Origin of the sequence: Gaetbulibacter sp. M240, from assembly GCF_043876815.1 — a bacterium.
Lineage (GTDB): Bacteria > Bacteroidota > Bacteroidia > Flavobacteriales > Flavobacteriaceae > Gaetbulibacter_A.
Window position 1 is genome coordinate 845,092 of record NZ_JBAWKA010000001.1, and the last position, 17,554, is coordinate 862,645.

The following is a 17,554-nucleotide window of genomic DNA, read 5'->3' on the forward strand; positions in this document are numbered from 1 at the left end:
AGAACAAGCAATTACTTATAACCATTGTTGTAGCACGTTTTAATTTTCTATTTCCTTCTTAAAATCTATTATATTCTCCAATTGCCATTGCAAGTAGGAATTGAAAATTAACAGATTAGATTTATCCTTATATTGTTCGGGTTCAATTTTTGTAATCAAATTTTTACCGAAAGTTTGCTTCATTCCTTTTTCTAGAGCCTCTGAAGGATTACAATCTATAAGTTTTTGATGAAGCCGCTTATATCGCACAGTATCCTGTAATAACTCTTTTATGTATTGCTGTTCTTCTTTCCTATCCGGCCAATCTTCTTCACTCATAAGTTTTAAGTCACCAGTTTCTAAAGACCAAAGCATAAGTGTTGTACTTTCTAAATCAGGATTTATAAAGCGTATTGTTGGAATGCTAATTCTTTTTAGGGTATCAGTTAAAAATGTAGGACGCCACATTGACCTAGATAGAATAACACGTTTTAGTTTTTCTTTATTGAAATCAGGAGAAAAAATTTGTGTGTTTTCCGCATGTTCTAATACTTCGGGGTCGGTACAACCGACTGTTATTAAAGGATTATTGTAATAGATAAGTCCTATTATTTTTTCTGGATAGTATTCAGCAAGCCAGGTCATTTCTTGGTTACCTGGATATCGACCATACAAAAAGGCTTTTTCTATATTTAAAGTCTTCATAAAAAGAATTAGATCTTCAGAAAGAGTAGCAACATCATATCCCCATTTGGTGTCTGTACTTTTGCCGTATCCTCTTCTTAAAGGTTCAATTACGTGAAACTCTTTGGAAAGACTTTTGTTAAATCCTAACATTGGACTATTGGGATTTTTGTACGGACCTTCATAATAATTATGAAAATCCTGAATCATAATCAATGCCGGTCCATCTCCACCATAATCCATGTATTCCATTTGGATTTCACCTAAATCTGCGATTTTAGATTCATAAGGAAGGGATTCCTGACTATATGAAATTGTTAAATCAAATAGTAAACATATTGTAAAGAAAATGATTTTCTTCATTACGTTTGGTTTTAATGTGCTACAACTTTTGGTGTAAGGTTAGTTGCATGTGCAGCAACTAATTTAGTAAACAATTACTTGGCAGTAAAAATTCCTAAGGAATTTTCGTGATAAGCACTAGCCAAAATAATGAATTATACACTTCTTAAGTTTGGTTGCGGAAAAATCAGCAGGATTCTTTCCGTCGTAAATCGAAGATAGTAAATTTGCATGGACTTTCCGGAAGGATAGTCAGAAGCAATAAAGTATAGTCGGTGTTGGCAACAGGCTTTCTATTGTTCTGCTTATCATTTTTTGTTTTATTCAATAAGCGATTTACTAAAATATGGATAAAATAAAATCTCAAAACAAAATGTTTTGAGATTTTATTTCTGGTAACAGGGATACTTCACTAATTGATTGAAACACTTATATCTGTAGGATTTAATATTGTGTTATAAACAGGTGATTGCTTACTTAATAATAATAATTCCTTTTTTTGTTCTTCAGATACACCTTCTATTTCAAATGATACTCTGATTTGTTGACTTCCTTTTTCAATAGATGGATCTAAACCTAAAAAGCCTTGAAGGTCGAAATCTCCTTCTACTCGAGATGATATTCCTTTTATCTCAATCCCACGAGCTGAAGCCAATAATACCATTGAGGTTGTCATACAGCCAAGTAAACCATGGAGTATAACTTCTGCTGGGTTAGCTCCGTTATTTGTTCCTAATAGAATAGAAGGTTCATCATTGTCATAAACAAAAGGTATTTCACGAGAAGTATCTTCCTGACAAGCTCCATAAAACCCTTGAATGGTGCTTCTGTTATGCCCTCCAGTAAGCCATTTGTTTGTGGCTCTTAATTCAAATTTTGCTATTGCTGGGTTTTCCTTGATAGCTCCTACTACGTGATTGATTCCTTCTAAACTAAATCCGTTGAGTGTGTTTGTTAAAGTTTCCATTATAAATTGTTTTTAATTATTAATAGGACAAATTTAGTGCACGTTCATATCCTATTATTTTCATAAAAGTTCAATTTTTTTGTTCTAAAGTTCAAATGGGGGAAACTTAGTTATTAATGCTTTAGAATAAGCTTTCTATATTTATTAGGAGGGTATTTAAAGCGATTTTTAAAGCTGCTGTTAAAATGAGATATGTTCTTAAAACCACTCTCATAACAGATGTCGTTTATGTTTAATTCAGGATTTTCTAAAAGAGTTCTAGCGTACTCCAATCGTTTTGAATTTAACCATTTTCCGGGAGTTTCTTTAAAATAGTCCTGAAAATCACGTTTAAAAGTAGATAAACTTCTTCCGCAAAGTCGAGCAAATTCTTCTAATTTAAGGTCAAAATAGAAGTTTTTTTTCATGATTGTTTCAATATTTACTTTTTCAATGCGTTTTAAAGAATCAAAATATGTGAGCAGGTCTTTGTTAACAGGATTCATAACTAAATTAAAGAAGAGCTCATTAAATTTCATCTCCACCAAATCTCTAGGTATTTTGCTGCCAAGTTTCAAATAGCTGAACACTGAAAGAAATAAAGCCTTAAGAGAATCTGTAACGGCAATGTCATATATATAGGTTTCCGAAGGAACGTTATTCTTAGATTTAAACATCATTTCATTAGTAATCATGAACTTTCTTATAAAATCTTCAGTTATAAAAAATACAACAGTGCAATATGCTTCGTCAAAATATTGTTTGGTGCTGTACAGACCTCTCTTAAAAAAAAGAGCTTCCCCAGCTTCAATAGTGTGAGTTTTATCCACAGATGTCCAGTCTTTTTTACCGCTTACCACATAAACAAGAAAAGGTGTGTCTGTCCACATTTTAGCCTTTTCAGATTCTAATGGACATTTGTATTCTATAAATAGATAGTCATCCCCAATAAGTTTATTTTCTGTCGGATACTTAATGAAGAAATCATGTAATTCTAATCCCATGAATTAAATTTATTAAATATTTTTCAATTGAATGTAACTTTATTTTCAGCTTGTTGCCAACGTTCTCGTGCATGGTTAGCTGCGTAGTTAAGCACTTAATTTAGCAAATAAATCGCAGATAGAATATTCCGAAGGAATGTTCGTAAGTCAGCAGTGACCTAGCAATTAATTATACGCGGTGTTATCCCCTGTTATTTTTCATTAAGAAATTCAATAATCGATTCGGCGAAGTCCTTTGAAAAAGGTGTACTCATATGGTCTCCATTAACGAGACTCAATTTACTATTCGGTAATTGTTCTTGTAATTCTTTCGGATTTCCATTATCTAAATCCTCATCTCCACAAATTACCAAAGTCTCTACCTCAATATTATTAAGTTCAGCAGCAGTTGTTTCAGGTTGATAGTCCTGTAAATAGCCCATTATTTTAAAGTTCACATCGAGATTTTGTGCAAAATTTACGGCTCCTGTAGTCATCTCATTCGGTTCAGTACGTCCAGAAAAAACATTTCCAAATTCAATTCTCCTGTCCCAATTTGGATTCGTAAATCCAATGCTCATTCCTCCAAAAACAGCTTTGGTAATTCGTTTATCTTTAGTAAGTAAGTTTGCAAGTACAATTGCACCTCTCGAGTATCCAACGGCGAAATAGTTGTTGGCTTCTAAATGGTCAACAAGAGCTATTAAATCCTTCACTTCCGCATTATTTTTATAGGCATCTTCATTTTGTGGTTTATCAGAATCTCCATTACCTCTTAAATCTGGTATAATAACTCTGTAGCCTTGTTCAATCAGTTGTTTTTTTAATTCGGATTTTCCCCAATTCCAATTTCCATCGACTATAAAACCATGAATCAGTAAAACAACTTCGCCATTGCCATTATCAGAATACGCAATATTTGTTCCGTCAAATGAAATGAAATGTTTCTTCCTTTCTTCTTGTGATTTACAAGAGATTAAGCATAAAATGACTATTAATATTAATTTATATATTCTCATTTTTCATGATTGTGGCTAACGGTCTCGTGTTTGGTGCTTATTCCGAAGGGTATGCTCTATACGCATTGTTGTGCTTTCGTTATTTTTCTATTTCCTTTTCTATCATTGTTTTTAATTCTAATAAAGTAGTTTTAATTGATTTTAATCTTTTTTCATACTCTTCATACTTTTGACGTTCTAAATCAAAAGCCCAAAGAAAATCTTGATTATTTAGAATATCTTCGACTTTTAGGTCAAAATGCATGTGTTCCCTTCCATCATTATGATACACTCGCTTTAACTTTAAAAACTTGTATTGGAATTTAGATATTTTGGATTCGTTTCTCTCATTTAATCGATCGGAAAAATAGGTAGAGTTAGGTAATCTGGAAGAGTAAGCATTATTAATTGCTTTTCTTAAAGAATCATTCCTTATTACATCTAAACCAGTTGATTTTAAAGCTTCAAACGGCCCATTATCGAATCGCAAGCGAGTGTCAATACTTAAATAGGAATAAAAATCTAAAAAAAGTAAATCGTTAATTGTTTTTTTGTGAAAAACATACCTTTGAAGACTATCTAGCCCAGATTTTTTTCTTTCTATTCTTGGAATTATACCATTTTCATATGCCTTTAAGTCCTTATTGATTGAATTAAGAAACTCATTTAGGATTAGATATTCTTTAGTGTTTACCTTTCTCTGTTCATTCCAATTATTAATTTGTAATGCTATTAAAATTCCAATAACCACAAGTATAATTTCCCCAATTGCATAAAGTAAATACTTATTGAATTTGTTTTCAGTTAGCATTTTTTGCCTGATTTTTCTAAAGAACTTTATCATTGGTTATTGATTGGTCTTAATGAAGCACAACGGTCTCGGCTATGAGTAGTTAGGTGGTTTAGTCGTTAAATTTAGCAAATTCAAACCAAACTGAAAATCCTCTCGGATTTTTCAGAAGTGACGAGAGCAAGCAATTACTTATAGCCATTGTTGTGCGTAGTTTTTAATAGTTCACAAAAGGGTACTCTTATTGTTTCTCGAATAATAAATTCTGAACCCATCCTAACTCGTCAGTTACTCGAAATGCGTTAATTTTGCCATTCTCTACTTCAAATACTAACTTGTTATAGTAATAAGATTCAACTCCATCGAAGGTCTTTTCTCCTGTTCTATTTAGCTGAATTTTTTGGTTTGAAGCTGTTGTAATTTCTAACACATTTCTAATTAATTCAATACTGTTTAATATATCCAACTCTGGAGATTTGTAATTACCGATAAAACTATCTAAAGACGTTTCATAATTTGGTTCTGGTTCGTCTTCTTCAATACGTGATGCCTTCAATTCTCCACCGGGTGATTTTAGCGTAAAAAAATCGAGAGATTTATCAAATACCATAGTATTTTTCGTTCCTTCCATTAAAAATTCATTTGGCCCTATAGGCTGAAGTGTAATCTTACCCATAGGTGTTTGAGCCATTAGGTTTTTGCCTTCTATCGAAATAATAGCATTATCACCCATAATTAAATAAGTGCCTTCAAATTGCCTTAGATATTCTAATGGTACTTCTATTTTTTCGGATGATGCAACGTCCTCTTTATGATCAAAAAATATATTTTTAATGGACTCTATTGCCATGAGATCAGTTCTGTTGTTATCTAAATTTGATACAGTGATGACATCCAAATTTATTTTTGGATAATACTTAACAATCGTTTTATACCCTGGCACACTACCAAAATGAAATATTTCATCTAATTCGCCATCAGTATCCCTGTTTAACATTAATCCCATGGCGAAACTAGGGTTATTATTAGGGTCAAAACGTAGCATATACGTTTGTTTATGAATGTGTCTTTGCCATTTGAATAAATCTTCAATTGTTGAATAAATCCCAGAGTTGCCATAATCTTCCCACAGCATACCCTCGGTTCTCAGGTATTCATTATTTTCCTTTCGATAAGGCTCTGCTCTTTTTGGAATTATTTGTTCGTAACTATCCACCAAAACCGTATTATCCATGCCTAAAGGAGCGAAAATATTTTGTTTCAGATAATCGGCAAAAGTGATTCCAAACACCTTCTCCACTATTTCACTTAGGAGGATATAGCCAGAATTGCTATACATTGTAGCAGTACCTGGTTTAAAATTCAATTCTCGTTGATTGTATATAATTTTTAGTAATTCTGATTGGCTTATTATTTTTCTAACTTCTATTTTGCCTTCAATATATCCTCTCAAAATATGAACACCACGAATTCCTGATGTGTGGAAAAGTAAATTATCAATTGTAATCGTTTCCTCAAAGGCATGTAGTTTAGGTAAATATTTGCGAATATCATCTTCAAAAGAAAGTTTGCCTTCATTCTCTAGTTTCGCAATCGCATAAGCCGTAAATTGTTTGGATGCTGAAGCAATATTAAATGAGGTTGAGCTTGAGATAGGAATTTTATGTTCTAGATTTGCTAAACCATAGCCTTTAGAAAGTAGAATTTCATCATTTAGCATTATACCTATTGCTATTCCCGGGCTTGGTTTTTCATTGTATCCATCGAATAAACTATCAATCTTCTTTTCCAGGTTTGTTGGAATATTTTGAGCAATAAGAAGGGTTGAGCCCGTAATGAATACTATTAGGGTTAGAAGGCATCTCATAGCTAAAAAAAATGATGATTTCATGGTATTATGATTTTATTTTAATTACGCACAACGTGTTTGTATATGGTTTGTTTCGTGTTTTAAGCACGTAATTTAGCAAATACAAACCGAATAGAAAATCCGCGAGGATTTTCGTAAGTAGGCTAGAACTAGCAATAAATTATATACGGTGTCGGCTTTAGTTTTCTGCAAATTTTATTAATGGTTTTATATTTCCATTGTCAGCTTTTCTTAATGCTATGATATACTCTTTTCTTGTTTCTCATCTGTTAATATTTTATACATATAAGTATGTAAATTAAAACAAAAGAATACATATACATATTCTTTTATATAAATATTCATACAAATATGTATGAATAAGCTTGTTTAAAAGGTTCTGAATACCGTCTGATGATCTTGTCATTTTTGTACATAATGTTTAAAATTATGTAGCCTTTATTCAGGACGGGTCATGGTTGCATATAACAGTCTCGTATAACCGTCAGTTACGGGTTAATATGCGTTAATTTTCGGTTTAGCACGGACTTTAGCAATTCCGAGTGGATTCGTACGTAGTTGAATCCGCCGCAATTGCGGTTTTACATTGTTGTGCTTTCGTTGTTTTTTATTTATTTTAAATGCTCCAATTCAGAATCAATGGCTTTAATTAATTTTTCTACAGAAATGACGGTCAAATTAAGCGTTCTATCCATATGCCAACTATTTATATTTTTAAGACTCCTTAAGAAATATAGGTATTCTTTGTCTTTTTTTAGGGATTCAAAATCATTTGGAACCATTTGTCCTTTAACATCTACTGGATTCACATCTTCCCCCTTCAATCTCTTTTGCATCAATTCATCATAATTTGAATGCCAAAAGCTCTCAAATCTGTTATTGAATACATTTTCAAAGGCATTTATTACGACATTTCTATACGTTTCAGATTGCCATTTTGAAGATTCAATACCGGCATCATAATATTCAACAATGTCTTTTCTTAAATCGTTATTGGAAATTAAGTTGATACCTTCAGATTTTAAGGTTTCGAAAGCACTCTTCTGGAAATTGGCAACCCAAGTGGTAGTTGAATTAAAGAAATGGTAACTCAGTGAATCTTGATAGGGTAAATTTTTCTCCATATAATTTAATAGCACATCTATAGAGTTTCTTATTCTGTTATTAGAAGGAATAACACTTTCTAATTCAATTTTATCCCGTTTTAATGATTCTTGAATACTTGTTAGAATTTCTATTTCTTTTATATTTTGCTTTCTACTCTCATTCCAATTATTTATACTCAAAGCAATCAAAATTCCAATAACAACAAGAACTATTTCGCCAATTGCGTATTTAAAATACCTTCCAGTTTTGTTTTCTCCCATAAGTTCGTAACGAATTTTTCTAAAGAATTTTATCATTGGTTATTAGTTGGTTATAATGAAGCACAACGTTTCGTGTATGGTTTGTTGCGGGTTTAGGTAACCAATTTAGTAAATAAAAACCAACCGTAGGAAAATCCGCAGGATTTTCCGATAGCCGAGAACCTAAGCAATGAATTATACGCGTTGTTGTAAAACGTTTTTTATTTGTTAATCATAAGGAATCCTAAAATAATTAGCATTATAGTTAATCCCCAAGAGCTTACTAATAACCCCCAATCTGCGATGTTATAATCGTTAAAATCCTTCATTTTATAACCCTTTTTATTGAAAAACTTATAAAGTAAAAAAGATATTCCTAGGAAGAGAAAAATACAACCAGAATAAAATGGATTTTCTGAAATAAAATTGGTTAGTAATTTCTTCATTCTAATTATTACATTAAATATTTCAATTTGATAATTCACCAAACAAAATAAAGTCAATATATAATGAAATGGGTTTTCTTTTAAAGTTAGTGTTCAAAATATTCAATGTCACTTGGGTATGTTTTACAACTTATTATATGTTCACTAAAATAAACCTTTTTGGGACTTATTCCCCGGATAAGAGGAACTTTTAGTGATCTTTATCCGATCCCGCATTGCGAAAAATCCAACAAAAAACCTCCAAACTAAAAGCTTGGAGGTTCTATATATTTTTTTAAGTCCTTCTACTACGTGGCTTTTACAACACCCAAAGTATACAATTGGTCCATCGTTGGGCTTTCACTACCACCCGCAGGCTCCAGCGTAATTCCAAAGGCCTCAGACTGGTTTGGGTTGTTCAGCTCGAAGATCTTGTTCGGATCATCAGTAAACTGATCGATTGTTCCTAAACTGGTAGGGGTAAGCGGACTCAATTTTAATGACCATACCTGATACACCTTACCACGTGGCGGGTCTGGTAAGCCTTGCGCATCAATAAAAACGCGCTCGCTGTTCTTGTCCCAATACACTTTAGCATAAGTATTGTTAAAATCGCCCTGGCCTTCTAAAGGAACTTGCATGATATCAGAATCACGTAATACCGATAATAAAGTTTTGGTCTCTTCCAGACTGTTGCGAGATCTTTCTATTTGGAATTCCAATTCCGATTGCTGTGTTTCCACCATTTTGATATCCGATTTCAGATCCTGGTTCTGGTTCAAGGTCCATAACAAACCGGCTGCAAGTACTATGGAGGCTGCCCATCCGGTATAGGTCACCCAGTTATATCGCGATCTTCCTATCGTAATCACTTTCGGAGCTTCACCCTCTTTAATGCCGTTTTTAATGCCGGTCCACATGGTGGTGGTATCTTTTTGCGAGGCTGCTGCGGTAAGCTTCATAACTGCCGCTTCGATCTGCAAAACCTCCTGAAGTACCTCCGGATGTTTTTGCATCATGGCATAAACAGCCTCATTTTCCGCATCGGAAAGGGCTCCGGCAACATAAAGTTCCAAAATTCCTGAGTCTATGTAAGCGTTTACATCCATATTAGGGTACTATCAAATTTTTTTATTTCTTTTTTTATTTCAGGATCTAACATCCTTCATACATTTAATTTATTCTAAAACCATGCTTCTTAGTTCCTGAATACAGTTCCTGTTTCTGGTTTTTATTGTGCCTATAGGCATGTCCAAAGCCTCGGAGGCTTCTTGTTGCGTAAATCCTTTAAAATATAAAAGCTCAATAACGGCTTTACATTTTTCGGCCAGCTTCTTTACAAATTTGGCTATCCCAATAGCATCTGTCGATTTGTCCAGGCTGTCAGGCGTTTCAATGATATCTACGAAAAAATCGGCGTTGAGGTTTTGCTTTTTCTTTTTAAAGCTTTTGGAGCGCGTTTTGTCAATGGCAGCGTTCCGGGCAATATTTAATAACCAAGTAAAAAACCGACCCTTATTGGCACTATAACTGTCTGCCTTGTGCCAGGCCTTAATGAACACGTCCTGCATCACTTCTTCTGCAATATCATGTTCCCTTACGATATTAAAAATAACGCCATGCATGCTTTCGCTGTACATATTGTAAAGGGTTTCAAAGGCTTTTTCGTCTTTGTTCTGGAATCTTACTACCAGTTGTTCTAAATCCATGGAGGCTAATTTGGTTTCGAAAATACTAAATAAAAAAACAAAAAGCTACTGCAATTGCAGTAGCTTTAAATTATTTGTAATAAGTTCTAAAATTATTCTGCTTCAATGATACCTGCACAACTCACACGAGCTCCGGCAGCACCGGAGGGTTGTGAAGTGAAATCATCAGCACCGGCATGAACGATTACACCTTTTCCAATAATATTCTTGGTGGCATCATCACAATCAATACACCACTCATCCGTAGAAAAGGTTACCGTAGCATTACCATCGGCATCGGCCGTAAAATTACCAATATCGCCCTTGTGGAAACCGGCGGCATCGCCCCATTTACCATGTGGTTGTGCGGTAGGGTTCCAGTGCCCTCCGGCAGATGTTCCGTCGGCGGAAGAGCAATCAGAGGATTCATGTAAATGGATCGCATGAACTCCTGGTTCCAGGCCACTCATTTCCGCAGTCATATTTACAACGCCGTTAGATTCTTCAAATACAACCATTCCGCTTACATTACTCTCACTTTTAGCATTCAGAGTCGCTTTCACGGTTATAGAGGCCATCGTTGTTTCAGCTTCCTCCATCATGGGTGTTTCAGTCATGGGAGTATCTGTTTTATCTTCTTTCTTATTCTTACAACCGGTAAAACTAAGGCTTGCAAGGATGGCTATTAATACAATTTTTTTCATGTTAAAGTTTTTATTTTGATTTAATCGAAAGTTACGCTTTTACTAAACCAATTGCAAATATCCTGTATGACATATGTCATGTTTTTTCCAAACCCAATGCGATACTTTTGAAAATGAAAATATCATTTTATGTGTTACACCCTAGTGAATAAGTACAATGTTCCCGGACCCCGTTATACCAGTTATCCAACGGTTCCTTACTGGAATGTTGATGCCTTTTCTTTAAAAGATTGGAAAACCTCTGTATTGAAGACCTATCGGGAATCAGGTCCTGAAGAAGGGATCGGCTTGTATATACATTTACCATTTTGCGAAAGTTTATGTACTTTTTGTGGTTGTCATAAACGCATCACCAAAAATCACAAGGTGGAACGTCCCTATATTCATTCTATTTTAAGAGAATGGGAGTTATACTTGAATCTGTTACCCAAAAAACCTTTGATCACATCCTTGCATATTGGTGGAGGAACACCAACATTTTTCAGCCCTGAAAATTTGCAATACCTCATAAACGGAATTCTTAAACGGGCCGAAGTCGCAGAGCATCATGAGTTCAGCTTTGAAGGCCATCCAAATAATACCACGGAAGTACATTTGCGAACCTTGTATGATCTCGGTTTCCGTCGGGTAAGTTTTGGTGTTCAGGATTATAATGAAACGGTGCAAAAGGCTATTCACCGGATACAGCCCTTTGATCAGGTGGCGGCAGTTACTAAAATGGCTCGTGATATGGGTTACACATCAGTAGGTCACGATCTTATTTTCGGGTTACCACATCAAACGCTGAAACACGTTCAGGAAACCATTGAAATAACGAAAGTATTAAAACCCGATCGCATTGCTTTCTACAGTTATGCCCATGTACCTTGGATAAAAGGCAATGGTCAGCGAGGTTTTAGTGAATCGGATCTGCCTTCGGTGGCTGAAAAACTGGAACAATACAAAGCAGGAAAAAACGGATTAATATCAGCCGGGTATGGTGATATTGGCATGGATCATTTTGCGCTCCCTAATGACACCCTGTTTAATGCTTTTGAAGCAAATGCCTTGCATCGTAATTTTATGGGTTATACCGAAGTAAAAACAAAACTTATGGTTGGCTTGGGAGCCTCATCTATTAGTGATAGTTGGTATTCTTTTGCTCAGAATGTAAAAGGGATTGAAGAATACATCCATCTGGTAAATAATGGTGTTTTTCCGGTATACAGAGGTCATATTTTAAATGAAGAAGATCTGGTGATCAGAAAACATATATTAAATTTAATGTGTACCTTTAAGACACGTTGGTCTGAGCGATCAGGGTGGTTCGAAGCACTTCCCGAGGTAATGGCTCGTTTAGAAGTACTGGAACAGGACGGATTGATAAAAACCACTGCTAATGCTATTGAAGTAACCACGAAAGGAAGGCCATTTATTCGAAATATTTGTATGGCTTTTGATATGTTATTGCAACGCAAACAGCCTGAAACCAAGTTGTTTTCTATGACCGTTTAACTAAAAAGACAAAAGAAAAAATGAAAAAAATTATTGTACCAATTGATTTTTCTGAACATTCAGAATTTGCCTTGGAAACCGCAGCCAAACTTGCAGAAAAGTATCAGGCCGAATTATTGGTTTTACACATGTTGGAAATGTCCGATGTCATGTTTACGGCTTCAGATAATTTGCAAAATCAGAAAGCTGCCTTCTTCTTACAGTTGGCAGAGCAGAAATTTGAAGAATTTCTGGAAAAAGATTATTTAAAAGATATTCAAGTGACTCCCATAGTAAAGCATTTCAAAGTGTTTAGTGAAGTCAATGATGTTGCTTCGGAAAACAATGCCAACCTTATCGTGATGGGTTCTCATGGCACCAGTGGTGTTAGAGAGTTTTTTGTAGGGTCCAACACAGAACGAGTGGTACGTAATGCCGAGGTTCCCGTATTGGTTGTTAAACAAAGGTTGAGCGACATTTCCTTTGATGATGTTGTGTATGCTACTGATTTTAGTATTGAAAGTATTGAAGTGTATCACAAAGCTTTAATGCTGATTAAATCACTTGGAGCAAAACCTTATTTTGTGCATGTAAATCTTCCAAACGAGCAATTTAGGAGTTCTGCTGAAATTGAAAAAAAGGCAGTGGAGTTTTTTGAAAAGGCTGAAGGTAATCTCGATAAATTAGATCAGGTGTTCTACGTTAATGATTACACCATTGAAGATGGCATTTTGAATTTCGCTAATAAAATTGGAGCCGATCTTATTGCCGTTCCAACCCATGGCAGAAAAGGTCTAGCCCATTTCTTCGAAGGCAGTATTAGTGAAGATTTAGCCAATCATGCTACCTTACCAGTGATCACATTTAAAATGTGATAACGCCAAACTTAATAAGTTTTTTACGTTAAGGTATGTTCGTTTCCGGAAGCGCCAAAACATTAAATAGGGCAGCCTTGGTATTGTAATATAAGGTTTCCAAAGCAATGGCTTTCAACTTCGCATCAATAAGTCTGGATTCCCTGGTATTTACCAGGAATAATGCGCTTTCACCTAAAAAGAATTTACGCTCCTCAGCTTGTAGCATGGTTTGATAATCGGCAACGATCACATTGGTATAATTCGTTTGATCCACATAGGATGCCAACTCCTGGTTTAAGGCATCGATCTTATTCTTAAGACTAACCTGTTTTACCTGAATGTCAAATCTGGTATCCTGCATTTTGAGATTAGCCAGACGCAGATCACCACGTTCTTTCCTCAGGAATAAAGGGAAATTGATCTGCAAACCACCTTTATAATTGGCTGTATTGAAAGACGAGGCCAATTCGGGTGTTTCAGATAGAAACTGATATTGCAGGTCGACCTGAGGTAGGAGGTTATTCATTTTTAATTTCCGTTCTAAGTTCAAACCTTGTAATTTAAAATCCAGGGCCTGGAGCTTCGGGTGTAAACTTAAATCTAAGTTTTCAAGATCAAGTTCAGAGGTATTCAATACATTATCAATGGCTTCACCGGTCTGAACATCTGGAATCACCTGATCCCGCAATTCAATGGGTGTATTATCATTCAACCATAAGAAATTCGATAAAGCCAAGCTTGATTTTATATAGGTTATTCGGGATTTTTCCAGATCGAGTTTTCGTGTATTTAAAGTAATTCGGGCTTCCAAGGTGTCAATGGCGGGTAACTCACCGCTTTCATAGCTTCTTTTGATACCGTCGAAGCGGAATTGAGCGTTTTCTAAAAATGCTTCATACACCCGCTTCTCATTATAACTTTGAAGCCATTTGAAATAACTTAGAGTGGCCTCATACAAAATTTGGTTGACCTGTAACTGCTGTTCTGCTTTAGCCTGCTTTACAAAAAGTCGGGCCTGCTTCAATAGAGCCATGCGCTTATTAATGAGGAGGTCTCGAGCCAGCGAAACGGACACTCCCACACTGTACAAACCATCATCCGGAACCGTATTTTCTGGATTCAAATAAAGGCCGTCATTGGCCTCGTAGGCCGCTTTTAGCTCAATGCCATACCAGGTAGGAATTTTAAATGCAGCATTGAGCTGATTGTAATAATTACTTCCCTTAAATTCTTTATTTGCAAAATCAACCTCTAATTTTGGGTCGAAAGCACCTCGGGAGGCCATCAGTTGGGCTTCGCTTTCACTGGTTATCAAACGGGCCTGTTTTACTACAGGGTGATAGGTTTTCACATACCCCAGATACTCAGCGAGGCTTAATACCTTGGTACTATCCTGCGCAAATCCTAAAGTGCTGGTAAATAAGAGTAGGCTTATTAAAACATACTTCATAGTTATTGTTTTTTTTCAGCTATTGGTTGTGAATTGGGCTGATAATAATTCGGGGGAAAACTGTTGATTTGTCGCCAAAGTTCGAACCAGATCGGAACATCTTCCAATAAGGCAATGGTGCGGGCTCCCGACCCTACACGGATCGCTTCCGGCCACTCATGGTCACTCGTATCGGGCGCCAAAAGGACGCGATATTTTCCATTGTCACTGATAAACCTTTCTATAGCAACAACGGTAGCGCCATAGGTACCGTAAGATACATTAGGCCATCCACTAAAAACAATAGCCGGCCAACCATCGAACTGCACGCGAACTTTTTCACCAGGGTGAATTAGTGGCAGATCGATGGGCTTGATAAAGGTTTCAACGGCCAAATCGTAATTTGAAGGCATGATGCCTACCAGTTCTTCTCCGGCTTTGAAGGTAACTCCAATACCGCCGCGAAGGGCCTTGTTAATGAAACCGTCTTGAGGTGCTGTGACATAGAGCAGGTTTTGACGCATCTTATAATTGGTGTAATCATTTTCAAGTTTGCTCACCTGTGCCTCGGTATCAAACTGATTAGATTGCGCCGTAAACATGTCGCTCTGTGCTTTAGAGATTTTATCTACGTAGGACTGACTAATTCTTGAGAGTTCAATCTCTGCATTTATCACCTCATTTTGGCTGGCTAAATAGTTGTTCTCATTGGATATTAATTTTGCTTGTGTTTCTTGTAATTTCAGGCGTTTCTCTTCAACATCTTTAACGGCTTTTAAGCCTTCCTTTTCAAGTGTTTCAACACGTTCGTACTGCCTTTCGGCAATGGCAATATTTGTTTTTGCTGCTTCCAGAGCAATGCTGTCACTTTTTAATTTAAGACGCGCTTGCTGAAGCTTATTCTTTGTTTGGGCAAATTTTAGGCGCTGCTCTTGCGATAAGGCCGAGATCTGACGATTCAAAGCTTCCACCTTCGATTGATAGGCAGACATGGCGGAACTTTTCGATTTGATCTGCTGATTCGTGCGCTCAACTAATTGGCTATCAAAATATTCACTTTTTACTTCAGAGATCCTTAAAATAGTATCACCGGTTTTCACGAAATCACCTTCTTGCACATACCAGGCCTCAATGCGCCCCGGGATCTGAGATTGGATGGTCTGAGGTCGCTGGTTCGGTTTTAATGTTGTTACCAAACCACGGCCCGTTATATTTTGGGTCCAGGGTAAGAATAATATAATAACCCCTATGCCGGCCACAGCCATTAAAAACCTATTGAAATGTTTGTAATAATTTTTATTAAAAACAGGTTTGCTCGATTTAAACATCGTTAAATCAATATGATCACCCACTTTGTTATTTGAAATATTAAGCATTTCCGTTCATTTTAAGTTTACCATTATTCAACACTATAGATTCAGAACATTTTTTACTCCAACTTTCACTTCCACTCACCACGATTAGACCCCAAGGACGATCTTTGTGTGTTAAATAATCAATAATTTTCTCAGTTTCTTTGGGGTTGAAACGATCTAAAGCATCCTCAAGGATTAATAATTTTGGTTGCTTCAGGATAGCACGCGCTAAAACTAATTTTTTCGAAACCGTATGCGACATTTGTTTACCATCTGGATAAAGAATGGTTTCCAGGCCCTTCGGTTGTTCTTTTATAAAATCGTTTAAACCAACTTTATCCAATACATTAAAAATGGTATCATTGGTAATGTCATTGTCACCAAAGGTTAAATTTTCCCTGATACTGCCCTCAAACGGGGTTTCTTCCGTTAGAGATAATCCTAATTGTGACCGGTAGTAGTTTAAATTAACACCTGTCATGGACAAATTATTGACATAGATATGGCCTGAAGTGGCCTCTATAACCCCACCAATTAGTCGTAATAGCGTCGATTTACCTGAGCCGCTTTCTCCTAATACCAATAATCTGGTTTTGTTATTTACCGTTAGTGATAACTTGTTGATAATAGGATTAGGACGATCAGGAACCTCATAACTCACCTTGTCTAAAGTTAGATTGAGCGCGCCATTTATGGTACTTTTATCGCCTTCTTGGCTCTCCAGTTCTTTATCCAGAATTTCTCCAATTTTTTCTAATGAGGTCAATACATCATAAAAGGACTCTAATCCTAAAATAAGTTTTTCTACTGAGGCAATGACCAATAAAATAATAATCTCTGCGGCCACAAACTGACCAATATTCATTTCCTGATTTAATACCAGAGCACCACCAATTAACAATAAACTGGCAGTAACGATCACTTTAAAACTGATCATTTGAATGAACTGGAGCATAAGAACCTTGAAGTGACTCTCTCTGGCTTTTATATATTCATTTACCAGTGCATCATTTTTTTGAAGCCCTAAATGGGTTTTTCCGGATAGTTTAAAACTGATCACCGTACGTGCAATCTCCTCGATCCAATGAGCTACTTTATATTTGTTTTTCGATTCCTTTAAACTGGTTTCTAATCCACGTTTGGCCGTAAACTTAAAAACCACGAAGATGAGCGTTAGCAACAACAATCCGAATATGATAAAGAAAGGGTGATAAAATGCCAATAGGGTCAAGGCGAATATAATTTGTAATACTGCCGTTGGCACATCAATTAGTATTTTAGACAAGCCTTTCTGAATGGCTAGCGTATCGAAAAAGCGGTTAGCTAATTCCGGCGGATAATAATTTCGTAACTCCGCCATTTTTATTTTTGGAAATCGATAAGTGAGCTCAAAGGACGAGCGTAAAAAGATACGCTGCTGCAAGGTTTCAATAATGCGGAGCTGCATCAATTGTAAGACCCCTGAGAAGATCACCCCAATCGTTACCAAAATCACCAAAACCACCCATGAGGTTGAGATTTGAGCGCCTTGAATCAAATTTATAATGGCCTGAATTCCCAAAGGAAGCGTAAGAGCAACAACTCCGGCAAAAACAGCATAGTAAATGATTTGAAGAACGTCCCGCTTTTCAAGTTCGATCAATCCGATCAAACGTTTCCAGGGACTCATTGTAGGTACGGGCATA

At 35.9% G+C, this 17,554-nt stretch carries 15 protein-coding genes; 2 read left to right on the forward strand and 13 right to left on the reverse strand.

The window, feature by feature from the left end; all coding sequences use genetic code 11:
* Positions 1–39 precede the first annotated feature (39 nt).
* The 10 genes from V8G61_RS03795 to V8G61_RS03840 all read right to left on the reverse strand — a co-directional run bounded on the left by V8G61_RS03795 (position 40) and on the right by V8G61_RS03840 (position 10,755).
* Positions 40–1,026 (reverse strand): alpha/beta fold hydrolase, encoded by a 987-nt coding sequence (locus V8G61_RS03795; protein ID WP_394874100.1) that lies wholly within the window; start codon positions 1,024–1,026, stop codon positions 40–42.
* A 391-nt stretch (positions 1,027–1,417) separates the two neighbouring features.
* Entirely contained in the window at positions 1,418–1,972 is a 555-nt protein-coding gene (locus V8G61_RS03800) for an OsmC family protein (protein WP_394874101.1), read from the reverse strand.
* Positions 1,973–2,085: 113 nt separating this feature from the next.
* Positions 2,086–2,955 carry a helix-turn-helix domain-containing protein gene (locus tag V8G61_RS03805; protein WP_394874102.1) on the reverse strand — a complete coding sequence of 290 codons (870 nt, stop codon included), beginning with the start codon at positions 2,953–2,955 and terminating at the stop codon, positions 2,086–2,088.
* Positions 2,956–3,146: 191 nt separating this feature from the next.
* Entirely contained in the window at positions 3,147–3,953 is an 807-nt protein-coding gene (locus tag V8G61_RS03810) for an alpha/beta fold hydrolase (RefSeq protein WP_394874103.1), read from the reverse strand.
* Between the two features lie 79 nt (positions 3,954–4,032).
* On the reverse strand, positions 4,033–4,776 hold the full coding sequence (locus V8G61_RS03815) for a DUF6090 family protein (protein WP_394874104.1): 744 nt from the start codon (positions 4,774–4,776) through the stop codon (positions 4,033–4,035).
* A 187-nt stretch (positions 4,777–4,963) separates the two neighbouring features.
* On the reverse strand, positions 4,964–6,613 hold the full coding sequence (locus tag V8G61_RS03820) for a serine hydrolase domain-containing protein (protein WP_394874105.1): 1,650 nt from the start codon (positions 6,611–6,613) through the stop codon (positions 4,964–4,966).
* A 590-nt stretch (positions 6,614–7,203) separates the two neighbouring features.
* Positions 7,204–7,995, reverse strand: a complete 792-nt coding sequence (locus V8G61_RS03825; protein WP_394874106.1) for a DUF6090 family protein — start codon at positions 7,993–7,995, stop codon at positions 7,204–7,206.
* 676 nt (positions 7,996–8,671) lie between these two features.
* Complete coding sequence (locus V8G61_RS03830) at positions 8,672–9,472, reverse strand: anti-sigma factor domain-containing protein (protein WP_394874107.1); 801 nt, start codon at positions 9,470–9,472, stop codon at positions 8,672–8,674.
* 69 nt (positions 9,473–9,541) lie between these two features.
* The gene (locus V8G61_RS03835; protein WP_394874108.1) at positions 9,542–10,072 is read right to left on the reverse strand and encodes an RNA polymerase sigma factor; all 531 of its coding nucleotides are present in this window, start codon (positions 10,070–10,072) and stop codon (positions 9,542–9,544) included.
* 92 nt (positions 10,073–10,164) lie between these two features.
* Entirely contained in the window at positions 10,165–10,755 is a 591-nt protein-coding gene (locus V8G61_RS03840) for a superoxide dismutase family protein (RefSeq protein ID WP_394874109.1), read from the reverse strand.
* Between the two features lie 129 nt (positions 10,756–10,884).
* Here V8G61_RS03840 and hemN point away from each other — a divergent pair, with 129 nt between their 5' ends.
* Together hemN and V8G61_RS03850 are read left to right on the forward strand one after the other, a co-directional pair.
* Positions 10,885–12,249 (forward strand): oxygen-independent coproporphyrinogen III oxidase, encoded by a 1,365-nt coding sequence (hemN, locus tag V8G61_RS03845; RefSeq protein ID WP_394874110.1) that lies wholly within the window; start codon positions 10,885–10,887, stop codon positions 12,247–12,249.
* A gap of 20 nt (positions 12,250–12,269) precedes the next feature.
* The gene (locus V8G61_RS03850) at positions 12,270–13,103 is read left to right on the forward strand and encodes a universal stress protein (RefSeq protein WP_394874111.1); all 834 of its coding nucleotides are present in this window, start codon (positions 12,270–12,272) and stop codon (positions 13,101–13,103) included.
* Between the two features lie 28 nt (positions 13,104–13,131).
* Here the strand turns inward: V8G61_RS03850 and V8G61_RS03855 are convergent, their stop codons facing one another.
* Genes V8G61_RS03855 through V8G61_RS03865 form a run of 3 tightly spaced genes read right to left on the reverse strand, consistent with a single transcriptional unit; the run spans position 13,132 to position 17,553 of the window.
* A complete protein-coding gene (locus V8G61_RS03855; RefSeq protein WP_394874112.1) occupies positions 13,132–14,535 on the reverse strand; it encodes a TolC family protein in 1,404 nt (467 codons plus the stop codon).
* A 2-nt stretch (positions 14,536–14,537) separates the two neighbouring features.
* On the reverse strand, positions 14,538–15,890 hold the full coding sequence (locus V8G61_RS03860) for an HlyD family secretion protein (protein ID WP_394874113.1): 1,353 nt from the start codon (positions 15,888–15,890) through the stop codon (positions 14,538–14,540).
* Positions 15,883–17,553, reverse strand: coding sequence for a peptidase domain-containing ABC transporter (locus V8G61_RS03865; protein ID WP_394874114.1), 1,671 nt, complete (start codon positions 17,551–17,553; stop codon positions 15,883–15,885). The genes V8G61_RS03860 and V8G61_RS03865 overlap by 8 nt, the downstream gene beginning before the upstream one ends.
* Position 17,554: the final 1 nt, after the last annotated feature.